Origin of the sequence: Coprobacter fastidiosus (genome assembly GCF_030296935.1) — a bacterium.
Classification (GTDB): domain Bacteria; phylum Bacteroidota; class Bacteroidia; order Bacteroidales; family Coprobacteraceae; genus Coprobacter; species Coprobacter fastidiosus.
Genome location: NZ_AP028032.1, coordinates 2,348,367 through 2,365,199 on the forward strand (window position 1 = coordinate 2,348,367; position 16,833 = coordinate 2,365,199).

General features: G+C 39.0%; 17 protein-coding genes. 7 read left to right on the forward strand and 10 right to left on the reverse strand.

The genetic code is table 11. The features are described from left to right. Positions 1 to 222: 222 nt before the first annotated feature. The 5 genes from tyrS to QUE35_RS09305 all read right to left on the reverse strand — a co-directional run bounded on the left by tyrS (position 223) and on the right by QUE35_RS09305 (position 3,899). Positions 223 to 1,515: a tyrosine--tRNA ligase gene (gene tyrS / locus QUE35_RS09285; RefSeq protein WP_022600114.1), complete on the reverse strand. Its 1,293-nt coding sequence runs from the start codon at positions 1,513 to 1,515 to the stop codon at positions 223 to 225. Positions 1,516 to 1,640: 125 nt separating this feature from the next. Next, positions 1,641 to 2,297, reverse strand: a complete 657-nt coding sequence (locus QUE35_RS09290) for a TatD family hydrolase (protein ID WP_031258189.1) — start codon at positions 2,295 to 2,297, stop codon at positions 1,641 to 1,643. Positions 2,298 to 2,307: 10 nt separating this feature from the next. After that, complete coding sequence (yidD, locus tag QUE35_RS09295) at positions 2,308 to 2,529, reverse strand: membrane protein insertion efficiency factor YidD (RefSeq protein ID WP_009318399.1); 222 nt, start codon at positions 2,527 to 2,529, stop codon at positions 2,308 to 2,310. Continuing rightward, the gene (gene rnpA / locus QUE35_RS09300) at positions 2,526 to 2,951 is read right to left on the reverse strand and encodes a ribonuclease P protein component (RefSeq protein WP_022600117.1); all 426 of its coding nucleotides are present in this window, start codon (positions 2,949 to 2,951) and stop codon (positions 2,526 to 2,528) included. The genes yidD and rnpA overlap by 4 nt, the downstream gene beginning before the upstream one ends. A 183-nt stretch (positions 2,952 to 3,134) precedes the next feature. After that, positions 3,135 to 3,899: a response regulator transcription factor gene (locus QUE35_RS09305; RefSeq protein WP_022600119.1), complete on the reverse strand. Its 765-nt coding sequence runs from the start codon at positions 3,897 to 3,899 to the stop codon at positions 3,135 to 3,137. Positions 3,900 to 3,983: 84 nt separating this feature from the next. On the opposite strand from QUE35_RS09305, the gene QUE35_RS09310 reads away from it, so the two are divergent. Continuing rightward, complete coding sequence (locus QUE35_RS09310; protein WP_022600120.1) at positions 3,984 to 4,742, forward strand: DUF1349 domain-containing protein; 759 nt, start codon at positions 3,984 to 3,986, stop codon at positions 4,740 to 4,742. A gap of 144 nt (positions 4,743 to 4,886) precedes the next feature. On the opposite strand, the gene QUE35_RS09315 is transcribed toward QUE35_RS09310, so the two are convergent. The 4 genes from QUE35_RS09315 to ychF are packed head-to-tail and all read right to left on the reverse strand — an operon-like array spanning position 4,887 to position 8,304. Next, on the reverse strand, positions 4,887 to 5,642 hold the full coding sequence (locus QUE35_RS09315; RefSeq protein WP_022389854.1) for a uroporphyrinogen-III synthase: 756 nt from the start codon (positions 5,640 to 5,642) through the stop codon (positions 4,887 to 4,889). Then, positions 5,639 to 6,589: a DUF4271 domain-containing protein gene (locus QUE35_RS09320; protein WP_022600121.1), complete on the reverse strand. Its 951-nt coding sequence runs from the start codon at positions 6,587 to 6,589 to the stop codon at positions 5,639 to 5,641. Before QUE35_RS09320 ends, QUE35_RS09315 begins: the two co-directional genes overlap by 4 nt. Positions 6,590 to 6,597: 8 nt before the next feature. Next, positions 6,598 to 7,185 (reverse strand): LOG family protein, encoded by a 588-nt coding sequence (locus QUE35_RS09325; RefSeq protein ID WP_031258192.1) that lies wholly within the window; start codon positions 7,183 to 7,185, stop codon positions 6,598 to 6,600. A gap of 15 nt (positions 7,186 to 7,200) precedes the next feature. Then, positions 7,201 to 8,304, reverse strand: a complete 1,104-nt coding sequence (gene ychF / locus QUE35_RS09330) for a redox-regulated ATPase YchF (protein ID WP_009318406.1) — start codon at positions 8,302 to 8,304, stop codon at positions 7,201 to 7,203. A 238-nt stretch (positions 8,305 to 8,542) separates the two neighbouring features. Between ychF and QUE35_RS09335 the strand changes: the two genes are divergently transcribed. Then, positions 8,543 to 9,847, forward strand: coding sequence for a mechanosensitive ion channel family protein (locus QUE35_RS09335; RefSeq protein WP_009318407.1), 1,305 nt, complete (start codon positions 8,543 to 8,545; stop codon positions 9,845 to 9,847). A 202-nt stretch (positions 9,848 to 10,049) separates the two neighbouring features. Here QUE35_RS09335 and QUE35_RS09340 read toward each other — a convergent pair whose 3' ends face one another. Next, positions 10,050 to 11,795: a T9SS type A sorting domain-containing protein gene (locus tag QUE35_RS09340; protein WP_022600125.1), complete on the reverse strand. Its 1,746-nt coding sequence runs from the start codon at positions 11,793 to 11,795 to the stop codon at positions 10,050 to 10,052. A gap of 200 nt (positions 11,796 to 11,995) precedes the next feature. Between QUE35_RS09340 and QUE35_RS09345 the strand changes: the two genes are divergently transcribed. The 5 genes from QUE35_RS09345 (at position 11,996) to QUE35_RS09365 (ending at position 16,822) form a co-directional block, all read left to right on the forward strand. Next, positions 11,996 to 12,607, forward strand: a complete 612-nt coding sequence (locus QUE35_RS09345; protein ID WP_022600127.1) for a TetR/AcrR family transcriptional regulator — start codon at positions 11,996 to 11,998, stop codon at positions 12,605 to 12,607. 62 nt (positions 12,608 to 12,669) lie between these two features. Further along, entirely contained in the window at positions 12,670 to 13,488 is an 819-nt protein-coding gene (locus tag QUE35_RS09350; RefSeq protein WP_009318411.1) for a class I SAM-dependent methyltransferase, read from the forward strand. 121 nt (positions 13,489 to 13,609) lie between these two features. Then, positions 13,610 to 14,359, forward strand: a complete 750-nt coding sequence (gene gpmA, locus QUE35_RS09355) for a 2,3-diphosphoglycerate-dependent phosphoglycerate mutase (RefSeq protein WP_009318412.1) — start codon at positions 13,610 to 13,612, stop codon at positions 14,357 to 14,359. Between the two features lie 17 nt (positions 14,360 to 14,376). Further along, positions 14,377 to 16,185 (forward strand): ABC transporter ATP-binding protein, encoded by a 1,809-nt coding sequence (locus QUE35_RS09360; protein ID WP_009318413.1) that lies wholly within the window; start codon positions 14,377 to 14,379, stop codon positions 16,183 to 16,185. Between the two features lie 16 nt (positions 16,186 to 16,201). Continuing rightward, complete coding sequence (locus QUE35_RS09365; RefSeq protein ID WP_022600130.1) at positions 16,202 to 16,822, forward strand: class I SAM-dependent methyltransferase; 621 nt, start codon at positions 16,202 to 16,204, stop codon at positions 16,820 to 16,822. Positions 16,823 to 16,833: the final 11 nt, after the last annotated feature.

The following is a 16,833-nucleotide window of genomic DNA, read 5'->3' on the forward strand; positions in this document are numbered from 1 at the left end:
TGTTGTTGAATTGTATAAGGGTTGTGAACAAAATAGAAAAGCGATTTGATTCAAAATCAAATCGCTTTTCTATTGTTGTCTCACCAGGATTCGAACCTAGACAGGCAGAACCAAAAACTGCAGTGCTACCATTACACCATGAGACAATCCTATGCTTTGAGTCTATCTCAAAAGCAATGCAAAGATAGTGTAAAGATTTTTATTGACAAAATTCTTTACTTTTTATTTTGCAATAATTAAGAAATAGTTCTTTTTACCTTTTTGTACCAGAATATATTTTCCGTTTAATAGGTCCTTTTCGGATATTTCTTTGTCGAATTGGAGAAGTTTTTCTTTGTTGACAGATACTCCTCCGCCTTGAGTTATTTTACGCATTTCTCCTTTTGAGGGGAAGACGGCGGCTTTTTCGGTTAAAAGATCGACAGCTTTGATTCCCTGTATGAGCTCGTTTTTAGAGATCTCAAATTGCGGTACACCTTCAAATACGGCCAAGAGAGTGTCTTCATCGAGTTTTTTCAGTTGTTCCGATGTCGAGTTTCCGAAAAGAATATTCGAGGCTTCTACGGCAGCTTCATAATCTTCTGTAGAATGCACCATTATCGTAATTTCCTTTGCCAACCGTTTTTGTATAGGCCGCAGATGTGGTGCAGCATGTTGTTCTTCGATAAGGGCGTCTATTTCCTCTTTGCTGAGAGCTGTGAATATTTTGATATAACGTTCGGCATCGGCATCGCTTACATTCAGCCAGAATTGGTAAAATTTGTATGGAGATGTATAGCGTGGGTCGAGCCACACGTTTCCGGATTCTGTTTTTCCGAATTTCCCTCCATCGGCTTTAGTAATTAAAGGGCAGGTGAGGGCGAAAGCTTCTCCTCCGGTTGTCCGGCGAATTAATTCTGTTCCGGTAGTGATATTTCCCCATTGGTCAGAACCTCCCATTTGCAACTTGCAATTTTTTGTTTTGTACAAGTAGGTAAAGTCGTATCCTTGTACCAATTGGTATGAGAATTCTGTGAATGACAGTCCGTTGCTTCCCTCTCCGGCAAGACGCCTTTTTACGGAGTCTTTACTCATCATATAATTGACTGTGATATATTTTCCTACATCCCGGATAAAGTCCAAGAAAGAGAAATTTTTCATCCAATCGTAATTGTTGACCAACTCTGCAGCGTTGGGTGCATCCGACTCGAAATCTAAAAATTTGGAGAGTTGTTTTTTGATCGCTTCTTGATTGTGACGTAATGTTTTTTCATCCAGTAGATTGCGTTCTTGGGACTTCATAGAGGGATCTCCGATCATTCCGGTAGCGCCGCCGACCAGAGCGATAGGCTTGTGTCCGGCTCTTTGGAAATGCTTCAACATCATGACACTTACAAGGTGGCCGATGTGTAAAGAATCTGCAGTCGGGTCTATACCTACGTATGCAGTCGTCATTTCTTTCTGTAATTGTTCTTCTGTACCGGGCATTATATCGTGAATCATGCCCCTCCATTTTAGTTCTTCTACGAAATTCATTTTTTGACTATATTATGATATTTATCTATTGCAATTTGATAATTGTTGCTTCAGGGCAAAGATACATATTAAAAACAAAAAACGGAGTGTATGGCAGAACCAAAAGTTTTATTATGTATTTTTTCTTATCGGGATAAATCGAAAAGTTCGGAAAAGTTTGTACCGATCGATATGATGAGCTCGTTTTCCGGAATCTGCCGTATTTCGGCAATTTGCCGGTAAACGGTTTCGATATCGATATTACTGTCGTCGGTTTCGAGAAATAATCGGTGCAATGGTATTATTCGGGCGGTTTCGGGATTGAACTTGTGTCCGATCGAAATTCTGAAACCGTGTTGAATGAGTTCTGTTGCTAACTGAGGTTTTCCTCTGAATCCATGAATAATCCATTCTTGACGGGCTGCGGTTTCTTTTCGTAATTTTATCAGTTCATTGAAAGCCTTTACGCAATGGATAATCATCGGTTTTTTACTGTTCTCGGCAATTTCTATTTGTTGTTTAAAGATGGTTATTTGAATGTCTATCGGGGTATCGGTCAATTTATCGAGTCCGCATTCTCCGATTGCAAGCAGTTGCGGAGATTCTGCTATTCGGGATAACTGCGATGTTAACGACATCGGGTCTGTCGAGGCTATATGCCAAGGGTGTATGCCTGCGGAGAAATAGACACCCGGATATGCATCGGGGGAGGTAAAGCTATTTTTATAAGGCAGATTGCATATACTTAGTTTTCGATCGGTTGAAAGGGAAAGGTCGTGTGTATGCAGGTTGTAATAAGTCATATCATTATGTTTAAGGTACAGGATCATAACCGCTTCCTCCCCAAGGGTGACAACGGCAAATTCTTTTTATTGCCAACCAGAGGCCTTTGAACGGACCGTGTTTGCGAATGGCTTCGATTGCATATTCCGAACATGTAGGGACAAACCTGCAGGTTTGAGGTTTGAGAGGAGAAATACATGCCCGATAAAAGTAGACGGGTATTAATAGTAGTAAAGATAAAACTCTTTTCATGAATCATTCGGCTTTGGGAGATTTTTTTCGCAAGATTCTTTACATACCTTTTCTTTTAATTTTTGGAGTAAATCTTTTAGCTTTTTCTCCAATGTTTGATAATCGAGAATTTCCCTATCTAAATAAAGGATTGCCATATCCAAAGCTGTTTCTTGACTTTGAAGCGTATCGGTGAGTATATGTTTATTTTTTCGATAAGCTTCTTTTATTCGCCTTCGGATAAGATTTCGCTTTACCGCTCTTTTAAACCTCTTTTTAGGGATACTGACAAACATAGATACAGGAACATTGTCTGTATCGGAGGCAGACCGATATACTATCCGGTAGGGATAGACGATGAATGAATTCCCTGATGTAAAAAGGGCATCTATCCGTTTTTTCCCGCAAAGTCGTTCTGCCTGTGTTAATTTGAAGTTTGCCATTCGATACCAATTAGAAAGCGAAAAATATGGTACAAAGATAGCAAAAATAGCTGGATTTAATTAGTAAAGTATCGGTACGGAATTTTTGGATACAAGAATGTTTATTAATGGAATCTGTGCAATATCGATATTGAATGCCATTTTGCGGAGGATATTATGATTTGTCGTGTATTTTAATCGTATTTATATGATATTCAATCTAAATCCTACTTGAATCGCTGCTGCTGTATTGGAGACTTGTAGGGCAGAAAGAATATTTTGCCGGTGTCGGTAAACCGTGTTTGTAGAGATATTCAAAATGTCTGCAATTTGTTTGCTGCTGTGTCCTTTTGCCAATAACGTCAGTACTTCTTTTTCACGTGGGCTTAGTAATAAGTTGTCGTATAACTGATATTCTTTTTGCTGTACTACTTTACCATTCTTATTGTTTACGATTTGTCCTGATGTCAAAGTCGGGGCCTCTATGTAAGGTGTGTATGTGCAAAGTGATAGCCAAATGCTACCGTTAGGTAAACTTTCTAAATAATAAGAACGGTGCAGAACCGGAATCGTATTGCCATTTTGTAATTGAAAGTGAATGAGGCATATCGTGTTATAGTTTTTCCTTTCTCTGATTTCATTTGCACGTTGAAAATGAAAATAACGTAATTCTAAAACGTGTCGTTCGATCAAATCGTCAGCGGGGATGCAGTTGAATATTTCATCTTCAAAAGCAGAGTCGATAACTAAATCGTTTTGAGAAAGTCCGATATTTTGCCCGAAGTTTCCGGTATAAATATAGCTCGTATTTTTTCGTAAATCTGACAGTACGGCAACCCCGTTGTCTATTTGGATAAATGAGCGGACTTGCATTTTTCTGTTTTCAAGGATTTCATACTCCCATGTTGTTGTCCCAAAATCTTGCTCGGTGAGTAATGACCTTAATTCTTGTTCCTGATGATTTGGCATAAATTGGTTAATTTTGACTATTGTCTTGTCGAAATAGAGTGACTAATTTTGCTGTACAAAAATACTTATAAAACAAATGAAATTATGAATAAAACATTTATTTATTGGACTTTATTAGGTATAAGTTTGTGCGTGAGCAGTTGTGAATCGCACCATAATCCTCAAAAAACTACAGACAAGGATAGTTTATCTACGATTGATCAAATTGATGAATTGAAAGGAACAGATTGTGATATTAAATTGGGTAATGTCATCTTTACTAAAGCTGTGAACGGTGCTGATACTTTGGTTCGGATTAAAGATAATGGAATATTGGAGTTCAGGTGCGGAGGGAAGAGAGACTTTTTTTGCGATCCGAATGACGGAAAGTTGTCTAATAAGACCGCTCCGCTTTTGTTGACAAAAGTCAATAATTCGCGACCTTTTACTTTTACGGCTAAAGTTTCACCTCAATTTACTGCTACGGACACTTATAATGCTGCGGATTTGTTTGTTTTTGTTAATGACACGATATGGCAGAAGTTTGCATTCGAACAAGATGAGCGAGGTAAACACCGGATTGTCACTGTGCGTACGAGAGGAACCTCGGATGATAATAATCATGAAGAAATAGCCGGCTCTTCGGTTTATTTGAAAATATCTTCTGATACACATACTATAGCCAGCTATTATTCGACAGATAAGAAGACATGGCAGTTGGCTCGTTTGTATAAAAACGATTATCCTCAAGAGTTGTGGGTAGGTATTTGTAATCAATGTCCGCAAGGAGAGGGGAGTGTCAGTTTTTTTGAGGATATTTCTTTAGCACAAAGCAGTGTGAGCGATTTTCGGTTGGGAAATTGATTTGTATCTACTCGAAAAAACGCCTCTCTCTTTATTCATTAAGGATTAAAGAGGGAGGCATTTTATTTTATAACATATTTTCATTTTAAGTTTGTTCGTTCACAGGATAGCCGGTTTTTGCAAACTCAAAAAGAATGGGGTGTATTATTTCTTAGACGATTTGTTTTGTTCTTTAAAGAAAAGTTCCAATGCGGCTGTCATCGACGGGGCTTCCGGACGAGGAGCTTCGATATCGAGTCTGAGTCCGGCGTCCCTTACCGCTTTTGCCGTTGTCGGTCCGAAGCATCCGATTTTGATATCTTGCTGCTCGAAATTCGGGAAGTTTTTCAGTAATGAATTGATTCCTGAAGGGCTAAAGAAAATCAGCATGTCATAATCGAATTTTTCTTCGGGGGCAAAATCGTTACTTACCGTACGGTACATTACCGCTTTTGTGTAATCGATTTTGTTTTTGTCAAGTAACGGATATTCGCCGTTATTGACATCTGATACCGGAAAAAGGAATTTTTCACCTGAATGTTTTATTAAGGCAGGAACAAGATCGTCCAGTTTCCCTGTATTTCCGAAAAAGATTTTTCTTTTTCGGTAAACGATATATTTTTGCAGATAGAGAGCTACCGATTCGGTCACACAGAAATATTTCATCGTTTCCGGAATCGTTACCCGCAATCCTTCACACAACTTGAAAAAATGATCAATTGCTGTTCTTGCCGTGAAAATAATAGCTGTGTAATCCAGAATAGAAATTTTTTGTTGTCTGAATTCTTTTGGGGTTATTTCTTCTACCTTAATGAAAGGACGAAACTCAATATTTACACCGTACTTTTCTGCAATGTCGAAATACGGAGATTTCTCAGAAGCTGGCTTTGGCTGAGAAACGAGTACTTTCTTGACTTTCAAAATGTTAGTATTTTAAATTCTACAAATTGGTAAATCAAAATCACACCTTTGTAAATTAGAAATAAAGGCATGATTTCAAGGGCGCAAAGGTACAAAATAAAGTACAGAATTCCATAAACATCTCTCAAAAAAATCTTAATCCCTTTATAAATAAAAATAATTCGGGATAAAATGTAAGATATTGTAACTAATAAAAGCCCGATATTCAGAAAACCAGAGAGATAGATCATGCAGAAAATAATCGGGAATAAGATTATTCCTAATAATAAGTTGATAGATGCGTGATTGTCTATCCATTGTTTTGTGATGCCCGATTCTGTGAAAATAGAACCTAAAATGCGATATGCCGATTGTTGAAAATTGTAGTATAAGGTGGCTAAAACTGCAGCACAAAGTATTTCTTTGAAATATCCGATGTAGGTTAATTCAGGTTTTAGATAATGAATTAAAAATGTAAGAGCAATCCCTTCCATTACAAAAGTTTGAGCAAGTAAAATGAATCGTAACCGTGATTCGATAATCGTAGAATTATCTGCCATATCGGTACGGTTTCGATTGTTTTTTGATGCGGAAAAAGGCTGTGAAAAGAGCTTTATTCCTCGTCGAAAGGATGTTGCTACCAAAATGAAACAACAGAGTAAAATCAAAAATATTCCATCATTTTGAGAAGGATTTTCGATCTTTGGTATTCCTTCGAAACCTTCGGGAATGACAAGTGCGGCTTCTTTGTAATCGGTTAAAGGATTGTCGATCGGAGCATAGCAATATGCCGACAAGCTTTCTGCGTATTGTGGCGTGAACTTGACGGAATCTTTTTTATAGTGTAAATCCCATTCGGGATGTGTGGTCCGTAATGAATCGGAAATAATTCTGTTACTGTCGGACAGGATGGGAGAGAGGGTGTCCGTTGTTATTACAGGGGCGATATGTATGCTGTCACTTGGCATTTATGCTGTTATATGGCTGCAAATTTACGTACGCTTCCATTCCAGTCGGGTGCAGAGTACAGAGCATCTATTGCATCTTGGGGAGTGGTAGCTACCACCCACATTCTCGTATGCTCCGTACGCATGAAATTTTGTTCAACGGCTTTTTCCAGTAGAGCGAGTAACGGATCGTAGTAACTAGCCGTGTTAAGGATTACTATCGGATTGAGGTATAATCCTAATTGTTTCCAAGTGATGATCTCCAATAACTCCTCCAATGTTCCGCATCCTCCGGGTAATGCTATGACAGCATCGGACAAGGATGCCATACGTGCTTTTCGCTCATGCATAGAATTTGTAATTTCTATGTCTTGTAAACGTTCGTAGTGCCATCCTTCTTCGTACATAAAGCGGGGAATGATGCCGGTTACTTTTCCTCCAGCATCTAATACACTGTCTGCAATCGTTCCCATGAGACCTTGATTCCCTGCTCCGTATATGCAACGCAAATTATTCCGGGCAATAAGTTTTCCTAATTGCTTTGCCGCTTCGAAGTAGATAGCATCCACTTTTGAGCTTGAGGCACAATATACGCAAACTGATTGTATATTTCTCATTTGAATCGAATGTCCTTATACATTAAACCGGAAGTGCATGATATCTCCGTCTTGCACGATATAATCTTTTCCTTCTACATTCATTTTTCCGGCTTCTTTACAGGCTGTTTCAGATCCGTATTGGATATAGTCGTCATATTTGATGACTTCTGCCCGGATAAAACCTTTTTCGAAATCGGTGTGAATGATACCTGCGCATTGAGGAGCTTTACTGCCTTTAAGGTAGGTCCATGCCCGAACTTCCTGTACCCCGGCGGTAAAATATGTTTCGAGGTTTAGAAGGCTGTATGCTGCACGAATCAGTCGGGAGACTCCCGATTCTTTCAATCCGATTTCTTCCAGAAACATTTGCCGTTCTTCGTATGTTTCGAATTCTGCAATTTCAGATTCTATTTTGGCAGCAACTATCAATATTTCGGCATCTTCATCTTTTACCGCTTCCCGTACTTGTTCTACATATTTGTTCCCGTTTAAAGCGCTCTTTTCGTCAACGTTGCAAATATACATAACCGGCTTACTGGTAAGGAGAAATAACTCCCGAGCTATTTTCTGTTCGTCTTTAGTTTCGAAACTGACGGTACGGGCAGACTTTCCTTGTTCCAGAGCTTCTTTATACTTGCTTAATACATCGTATGCAAGCTTTGCATTTTTGTCACCTCCTGTTTGTGCTTGTTTCTGAACCTTAGAGATGCGGCTCTCTATCGTCTCCAGATCTTTCAATTGCAGTTCATAGTCGATGATTTCTTTGTCGCGTACGGGATCGACAGAACCGTCTACATGAGTTATGTTGTCATCATCAAAACAGCGTAATACATGTAAAATTGCATCTGTTTCGCGTATATTGGCAAGAAATTTGTTTCCTAATCCTTCTCCTTTACTAGCACCTTTTACTAATCCGGCAATATCCACGATTTCTACCGTAGTAGGAACTATGCGTTGAGGATGAACGAGTTCTGCTAATTTATTGAGGCGTTCATCCGGGACGGTAATTACTCCGACATTCGGTTCGATCGTACAAAACGGAAAGTTTGCCGATTGGGCTTTTGCATTGGATAAACAATTGAAGAGGGTTGATTTGCCGACATTAGGCAAGCCGACGATACCACATTGTAATGCCATAGTTTATTTTGTTGAATTATTTTCGAAAATATTGTCTTGTTTGCTGAAACAATTCCGATAAGTTAACACCGGAAATAACAGTTATTCTTTCGACCTGCAAAGATAACCATTCTTTTGGTATATACGAATAGAAACAGGTTTGTTCGTTCGAAAACGATCTTTTGAGTTCTGTCTTTGGCTTTTTGTTGAACTTGTACCTCTCTCTCTTTGTTATTATCATGATAAAATGTTTATGATTATGGATGACAAATCGCATAAATTTGCCGGTGAACTTTTGGAGTGGATAAAGTCTATTCTTAGAGATTTGGGTATAGAGACCGGAAGAGTGGATGAAATGGAAGGTATTATATATACAGTTCTGATAGCACTGTTTGCTTGGGCTGTAGCCTGGATATTGCGGTATGTCCTCCATTACGTTTTTCTGAAAATATTAGGGAAAAGTAAAAATGAGATTCTTAGGGTATTGGTAGATCGGCGGGTCTTTTCCGGTGTAGCGCATGTTTTACCTCCTTTGATTATGCTGTCTTTGTTACCTTTGGTATATGACGATTACAGATCGCTTATCGGATGGGTAGAGCGTTTTTGTTGGATTTATTTGGTAATTGCTTTTTTAGTTTATACCAATACCTTTTTGTCTGCTTTGTGGCGGATATTTTCAAGTTCGGATGCTATGAAGGATCGACCTTTAAAAGGGCTCATACAGTTGGTAAAAGGTATTTTGATAGGCTTAGGGGTTATTATTGTCATTTCTATTTTGGTGCAACGTTCCCCGATGAAGTTGATTACCGGATTGGGAGCTTTTGCCGCAGTATTGATGCTTGTTTTTAAAGATAGTATTTTGGGGTTTGTCGCCGGAGTGCAGCTGGCCCAAAATGATATTGTTCGCAAAGGAGATTGGATCGTGATGCCGGGAGGTATGTTGAACGGTGTCGTTATCGATATAACTTTGAATACTGTAAAAGTCCAAAATTTTGATAATACGATTGTTACAGTTCCTCCTTATTCATTGATTTCGGGAACATTGCAGAATTGGAGGGGAATGGCGGAATCTGGCGGACGTCGGATAATGCGCGATTTTACGATAGATGTGACATCTATCAAAGTTTGTACTCCGGAGTTATTGGAGTCTTTAAAGAGCGTAGATTTCTTAAAATCGTATATTGAGGAGAAACAGGCAGAGCAGGCTGCCGGGAAAGTAGAGAATACTGATAATAGTAATGGCTTGGTAAATGGAACGATAGAAACCAATTTGGGATTATTCAGAGCTTATGTGGCTATGTATTTGCGTAAGCATCCTTTTGTTAATGGGGATTTGACATTGATGACTCGGTTGTTAGAACCGACCGAGAATGGCATACCTTTTGAAATATACTGTTTTTCTGCGAATAAGAATTGGGTGAGCTATGAGTCTATACAGGCCGAAATTATGGAACATGTGGCAGCTGTTGCCGCTCGTTTCGAATTGCATATTTATCAAAATGCTTCGGGGCATGATTATATTGTTTCTGCCTATATTACTGCCGGTAAAGAGCCTCCGGTCTAAAGAGCCAGTCGTACATTTGTACGTCTAAATTTTCCAATAAGAAAATTGTATCCGATCATTTTTGCATTTTCTTCCGGTCTGTTTTCCCATTTTTCTTCGTTAGATAGTCCGCTATCCTCCTCGTAAAAACAGAAAAACATCTTTGAAAGAAACCCTCAAAACTGACCTGAACAAAATTTAGACAAGTTCTTAATCGGTATATTTATTTCTTTATAAACCGAACACTATTTTGTTCTTTTTCCGAGTCGATAAGGATCATTAAATAATTGCCTGTGGGGAGATGAGAAACATCTACAATGGCGCATTGATATAATGGTAAAACAGATATTAGTTTCCCTTCCGAAGAATAAATTCTGGCCTCTTCGAGCTTTCGTTCTGTTCCGATAAAAAGACGGTCGCTTGTCGGATTAGGGAAGATGGTTAACGTCTCGTTTTTAAAAGAGGATGCTATTCCTTCTGTAAAATCCAAGGGAATATATTCTCCAGCCAAATGGGCGAGGTAAGCTTCTAATGCTGTATATCCGCTGTCGGTGATTTTATTTCGATCTGAAGGATCTTCAGGGTTCAGTCCGTTTTCAGTTTCCCATATATCATCCATTCCGTCGTTGTCATTGTCTGTTATATTACCATAGGTGCTATATTCGGGATATCCTCCGACGGCTACCGGGTCATCGATAATTCCTAATGTTTTTTGATAATAACGACTTGTCTTGGTTTCCGATTCGAATTCTGATGTCCCATATCCTGATGCCGTTCCATTTTCAGTTTCATCTATAATACGTCTATCTACCTCGTCTAAGGGATGAGCTCCGGCTTTTGCCAATACACTCTTAAAGGCATCGGAAGCTGTTTCTGTTTTTATTTGGTAAGGAGTTTTTATTTCAAATGGTGTTTCTACAATGACTTGTTCCTGAAGGTCTGTCGGATAGGCGCTTTTATCGATTCCTAAGGCATTATCGGTCGTGAAACTATCATTTCCTTCCATTATATTTCCAGAGGCATACCATTGACCTACTTTACGATACGAATCCCCTCCGTAAGAGGCTTGTACAAAATAGGATTTGTTTTTTGCAGGACGTGCAAGTCCCGGTTTATAGTAGTTGCCTACCATGTTGATTTCGTTCTTTTCACCTTTTGTTATGTCTCCTCCGTAACAAGAATTTGCTTTTCCCCAGTTATAGATGACATTGTTGACATAGTCTGTAAGAATTTTGTAATCGTTTGTTTCGCGATCGTCTCGTGCACCGTTAAAACGCGGCATGCGATTATGGCAGTGGGCGAGCAGATTATGATGGTAAGAAGAGAAGTCTCCTCCCCATTGGGTGGCATAACTGCGAGAACCTTTGATATGCCCTGCCGAATATAAACCTTCGTGTATAATACACCATTGTACCGTGGTGCGTTTATTATCGTACATTGTCATATTTTCTTCACACGACCATCCGAAAGTGCAGTGATCTACAATGACATCTTCGCAGTTCTCAATCCCGATTGATCCTCCGTCGGTATGTGTACCGTCATCTTTCAGTCCTATTCGAAAACGAAGATGACGTATGATGACGTTTTTTGATCCTCCGAGATTGACTTTTGCTCCTCGTATACAGATACCGTCTCCGGGTGCAGTTTGCCCGGCTAAAGTATAACCGTTTCGAGCACACTTCAGCTCTTCTTTTAATTTTATGATCCCTGAAGTTCTGAAAATAACGGTGATAGGTTCTTCCGGATGTTGAGAGAGCGCCCATCGAAGAGAGCCTTCTATCGGTGTTTCTCCTGTAGCATAATCCTCGGTTGTCGTGACGAAAACTACTTGCCCTCCGCGTCCTCCGGTTGCAAATTTTCCGAATCCTTCTGCTGAGGTGAAAGCTGGTACTTGAGCTTTTGATGAGATTGCAAAGATGAATGTCAGGACAATAATACTTGCTTTGATTATATGTTTTCGATCTTTCATGATATAGGAAATTTACAAGTTTATTTTATGTTGCAAAAATACCGGTAATGCCGGAGGATAATGTGTACTTTTTGTTATTGTTGGAGGATTTTTTGCCTACTCTTTGTAATGATATTTTTATGATGATAAATACCGATTTTTAGGTATTGATATATGCTTATCGGCTTTTTAATTTTGTTCTGTTAAGTCAAATCGAACTTATGCAAGCAGAAAAAGAATATGTGAGGAAAAATATATTGGCTGCAGCGACACCGTTGTTTTATGCAAAAGGGTATGTAAAAGTTCCTATGCGCAAAATTGCGGAAGCTTCCCATGTGGGGTTGAGTAATATTTATAATTATTATGATAGTAAAGAGGATATTTTTCATGAAATAGTGCGTCCTGTAGTGAATTGTTTTTATGAAATGCTCGACGAACATCATGGGAAGAGGGGTGCGGATATACTGGAAATGTTCACGAATGATTATCTCCGGTCTGTTATAGATGAGTATGTTTCTATTGTCAATAAGTACAGGGATTTGTTGTTTTTGCTTTTGTTCAGGTCTCAAGGTACTTCGTTGGAGAGATTTAAAGAGGATTTTTCGGATCGTTCGACTATGCTGGTGAAAGATTATTTTTTGAAGATGAAGTGGAAACACCCGGATTTGAATATTGATGTTTCGGACTTTACGATACGTTTGCATACTGTTTGGATGTTTACGATGTTGGAAGAGCTGATCGTTCACAGGAGAACACCGGATGAAACGGAAAAAATAATAACGGAATATATGATTTTTTGTGTTACAGGTTGGAGAGAGCTTATGAAGAGATAGGCTCTCTTTTTTTTGAATGAAATTGAATAATGTTCGTTTTTAATTATTGAGACAAGAAAGATATGAAAAAAAAAATTGAGTTTGAAAACATTGTGGCGGAGACTCTTCTTATACCACTTTACATGAGGGCTAAAGAGGGTAGGAGAAAGGATGCTGTTCTGAAAGATGAGTTGGCTGAACGATTGATGGAGAGTATAGAATATGATTATTCAAGGTTTGATGGTGCAAAGTTGAGTGAAATCGGTTGTGTCGTAAGAGGCAGGTATTTTGATGATGCCGTACGACGTTTTATTTTCGATAAAATAAAACCGGTTGTTGTGAATGTGGGATGCGGATTGGATACTCGGTATCAACGACTGAAAGAGTATGGTGGTGTCATGTTTTATGAATTGGATTTGCCGGAAGTGATCGATTTGCGTAGAAAGTTGATACCGGAATCGGATTTCGATAAGTATATCGCAGCTTCGTTATTAGAAACGAAATGGATGGACGATTTGAAAGAGAAACACCCTGAAAGTTCTTTTATTTTTATAATAGAAGGGGTACTGATGTTTTTTTATGAAGATCAGGTGCGTTCGGTGCTGCATAATTTAGCAGAACGTTTTTCAGGGGGAGAAATCTGGTTTGATGTATGTGGAAGTATGATGCATAGGTTTCACGTGAAACCGGATTCTCTTAGAGGGCATAAGGTACATATCCGTTCTGGTATTAGCGATGGACATCTCGTAGAGCAATGGGAATCTCGTTTGCAGCTTATTGATCAAGGAGTATACCAAAGACATTTCCCGCATCGCTGGGGTATGGGAATGGTATTGGGATTGTTTCCTCGTTTTAGTTGTAAGTTCAGTTCTATGTTAGGATACTGTATCGAGAATAAATAAACTATAAATATTAATGCAGCCGATTTGAATTTTATAGAAGTATTTTTTTTGATTTTTTGATCGTAATAAGAGATTCTTATTTCGGATAAAATTTAAACAGGCTCTAAAACTTAAAAGTAAAATGAAAAAAATCGTATTGTTACGACATGGAGAGAGTCTTTGGAATAAGGAGAACCGTTTTACCGGATGGACGGATGTGGACTTAAGCGATAAAGGAGTTGAGGAGGGTTATGAAGCCGGAAATCTTTTGAAAGAAGCCGGTATTTCTTTTCAAATGGCCTATGCCTCTTATTTGAAGAGAGCTGTAAAAACTTTGAATTGTGTCCTTGACAGGATGAATGCGGATTGGATACCGGTCTTTAAGTCATGGAGGCTTAATGAGAAGCATTATGGTGCTCTCCAAGGCTTGAATAAAAGTGAGACTGCTGCTCGTTATGGGAATGAACAGGTGCATATATGGCGTCGAAGTTATGATGTAGCACCGATGCCGTTAAAGGATAGTGATCCTGAGAGTCCGATCAATGATGTGAGATATTCTCATGTTCCTCTTTGCGATTTGCCGCGAACGGAATCTTTGAAAGATGCTATAATGAGGGTTATTCCCTATTGGGAATGCGAAATATTTCCTCGTTTGACAGTTGTTGATAACATTCTGGTCGTTGCCCATGGAAATAGTTTAAGAGGTATTGTTAAATATTTGAAAGGTATATCGGATACGGATATTGCGAATTTAAATATTCCAACGGCTATGCCTTATGTATTTGAGTTTGACGAGTCTTTAAATTTTGTTCGCGATTATTATTTAGGTGATCCGGAAAAAATCAAACAAATGCAAGATGCGGTTGCAAATCAAGGTATTGCAAAAAAATAAATTAAGAACAGATACTTATGACAGAGATGAAAAAGAAAGAGGGTTTAAGTCGTCTTTTCCAAATTGCGGGTCAGCGGAAAGGGTTGTTAATCTTATCCGGAGTATTGTCTGCCGGTAGTGCTCTTTGTATGTTGACTCCTTATTGGGCGGTGTATGAAGTTCTGAATGAACTTTTGGTAAATGCGGGAGATCTTGATATGGTAAATGGTTCGTTTCTCATACATTGGGGTTGGACCGCTTTTGCCGGGTTGGTTTTCGGGTTGTTGCTGCTTTATGTTGCACTTATGGCTTCGCATGTCGCTGCTTTCCGTATATTATACGGATTACGTGTGAGATTGTCTGAACATATAGGACGGTTATCTTTAGGTTTTTTGAACGGATCTTCTACGGGAGCAATAAAAAAAACGATGGAACAGAATATCGAAAAGATAGAGACCTTTATCGCGCATACTATACCTGATTTGGTGAATGTGGTGGCTACCGAAATATTTATGTTCATTATCTTTTTTTCGCTTAACGGATGGTTTGCTGCTGTTTGTCTGGCATGCATAATAATGAGTATAGGTTTGCAATATGTTAATTTTATGGGGAAGAAAGCTCGTGAGTTTACTGCGACTTATTTCGATACACAAGAGAGAATGAGTGCTTCGGCGGTGCAATATGTCCGGGGTATGCCTGTTGTGAAAATATTCGGACAAAGTGTGCATTCTTTCCGTCAATTTCATAAAGAAATATTGGGATATAAAAAGTGGGCATTAAAAGTTTGTGATACTTATGAACGAGGTTTTGTTTTGTTTACAGTATTGCTTAATTCTATTGTTACGCTTGTTCTTCCTGTAGGTTTATTACTGATGCAGGGAAATTCTGGAAATCTGGCGTTGGCTGCTGTATGGCTTTTTTTTATTGTGATGGGTCCTGGAGTTACGTCTCCTGTTTATAAACTGATGTTTTTAGGTGGCGGAACAAGGGAAATCGATGAGGGGGTGAAACGTATCGACCGGATATTTGACGAAAATCCGATTCCAGAGCCGGTTGTTGCAAAAAATCCTGTTTCTTATGATATTGAGTTTGATCATGTCGGTTTTTCTTATGAGAATCGTGAGCAAGCAACACGTACAGAGGCTTTACGTGATGTATCGTTTGTTGCGCGGCAAGGAGAGATTACAGCATTGGTAGGTCCGTCAGGTTCTGGTAAAAGTACGGTTGCAAGCCTGATACCCCGTTTCTGGGATGTAGCGGAAGGAAATATCCGAATCGGAGGTGTGGATGTGAGAGATATTGCGAATGAACGATTAATGAATCTTGTTTCTTTTGTTTTTCAAGATACGTTTCTTTTTTATGATACATTATATGAAAACATTGCAGTAGGTTGTCCTGGTGCAACACGTCAGCAGGTAGAAGATGCTGCTCGAGCTGCTCAGTGCCACGATTTTATTATGAATCTCCCGAATGGCTATGAAACTCGTATAGGAGATAAAGGCGTGTATCTTTCAGGAGGTGAATCTCAACGCATTTGTGTGGCACGTGCAATTCTGAAAAATGCTCCTATCCTTGTTCTGGATGAGGCAACAGCTTTTGCAGACCCAGAAAATGAGTATAAGATGCAACGGGCACTGCAGCATCTTATTAAGGATAAAACCGTAATTGTAATTGCTCATCGCTTGTCTTCTATTATTTCGGCACAACAAATCGTCGTTTTGAAAGAGGGTAAAGTAGTGCAAATCGGTACGCATAAGGAGCTCACCTCAATGTCCGGTGTTTACCGGCAAATGTGGGATGCTTATACCGATGCTTTTCGTTGGGAACTCAATGTCGGAAATAAATAATTAGGGGGTAGTATTTATGTTTAAACAGAGTTTTATTAATAAGATTCTCCAAAATACAAGAAAACCGGAAGGCTTTTGGGGACGGATTATTTTACGAGGGATGAATAAAGGACATGCACCGCTGGCCAAATGGGGTATGTCTTATTTAAAATGGTCTCCCGAATGGTCTTTATTGGATGTCGGTTGTGGAGGTGGAGCTAATCTTGCAGAGATGTCGATACGTTGTCCTGAAGGGAGTGTTTATGGTATTGACATTAGTGAAGAAAGTGTGAAATTTGCTCGGAAAAAGAACCGGGATTTGCTCGGAAAACGATGCTTTATAGAGCAGGGAAGTGTAGAAAAGCTTCCGTACGAGAATGAAATGTTCAATGTAGTTACAGCATTTGAAACGATTTATTTCTGGAATGACCTTTTGCAGTCATTTACTGAAATAGCTCGTGTACTAAAGAAAGGTGGAATTTTCTTGATTTGCTGTGAAATGAGTGATCCGTCTAATACAATATGGACGAGTCGGATAGACGGGATGACAATACATCCGGTAAGAGAACTTCGTTCTTTACTTTCCCGATCGGGTTTTACGGATATTTCTGTATATAAACGTCGGAAAGAAGATTTGTGTATTATTGCTCAAAAATAACTTTATAAAAG

Coding starts and splice junctions, on each gene's coding strand:
- tyrS (WP_022600114.1), bottom strand. CDS start 1,515: ATGAATTTCGTAGAAGAACTAAAATGGAGGGGCATGATTCACGATATA.
- QUE35_RS09290 (WP_031258189.1), bottom strand. CDS start 2,297: ATGACTTATTACAACCTGCATACACACGACCTTTCCCTTTCAACCGAT.
- yidD (WP_009318399.1), bottom strand. CDS start 2,529: ATGAAAAGAGTTTTATCTTTACTACTATTAATACCCGTCTACTTTTAT.
- rnpA (WP_022600117.1), bottom strand. CDS start 2,951: ATGGCAAACTTCAAATTAACACAGGCAGAACGACTTTGCGGGAAAAAA.
- QUE35_RS09305 (WP_022600119.1), bottom strand. CDS start 3,899: ATGCCAAATCATCAGGAACAAGAATTAAGGTCATTACTCACCGAGCAA.
- QUE35_RS09310 (WP_022600120.1), top strand. CDS start 3,984: ATGAATAAAACATTTATTTATTGGACTTTATTAGGTATAAGTTTGTGC.
- QUE35_RS09320 (WP_022600121.1), bottom strand. CDS start 6,589: ATGCCAAGTGACAGCATACATATCGCCCCTGTAATAACAACGGACACC.
- QUE35_RS09325 (WP_031258192.1), bottom strand. CDS start 7,185: ATGAGAAATATACAATCAGTTTGCGTATATTGTGCCTCAAGCTCAAAA.
- ychF (WP_009318406.1), bottom strand. CDS start 8,304: ATGGCATTACAATGTGGTATCGTCGGCTTGCCTAATGTCGGCAAATCA.
- QUE35_RS09335 (WP_009318407.1), top strand. CDS start 8,543: ATGGATGACAAATCGCATAAATTTGCCGGTGAACTTTTGGAGTGGATA.
- QUE35_RS09340 (WP_022600125.1), bottom strand. CDS start 11,795: ATGAAAGATCGAAAACATATAATCAAAGCAAGTATTATTGTCCTGACA.
- QUE35_RS09345 (WP_022600127.1), top strand. CDS start 11,996: ATGCAAGCAGAAAAAGAATATGTGAGGAAAAATATATTGGCTGCAGCG.
- QUE35_RS09350 (WP_009318411.1), top strand. CDS start 12,670: ATGAAAAAAAAAATTGAGTTTGAAAACATTGTGGCGGAGACTCTTCTT.
- gpmA (WP_009318412.1), top strand. CDS start 13,610: ATGAAAAAAATCGTATTGTTACGACATGGAGAGAGTCTTTGGAATAAG.
- QUE35_RS09360 (WP_009318413.1), top strand. CDS start 14,377: ATGACAGAGATGAAAAAGAAAGAGGGTTTAAGTCGTCTTTTCCAAATT.
- QUE35_RS09365 (WP_022600130.1), top strand. CDS start 16,202: ATGTTTAAACAGAGTTTTATTAATAAGATTCTCCAAAATACAAGAAAA.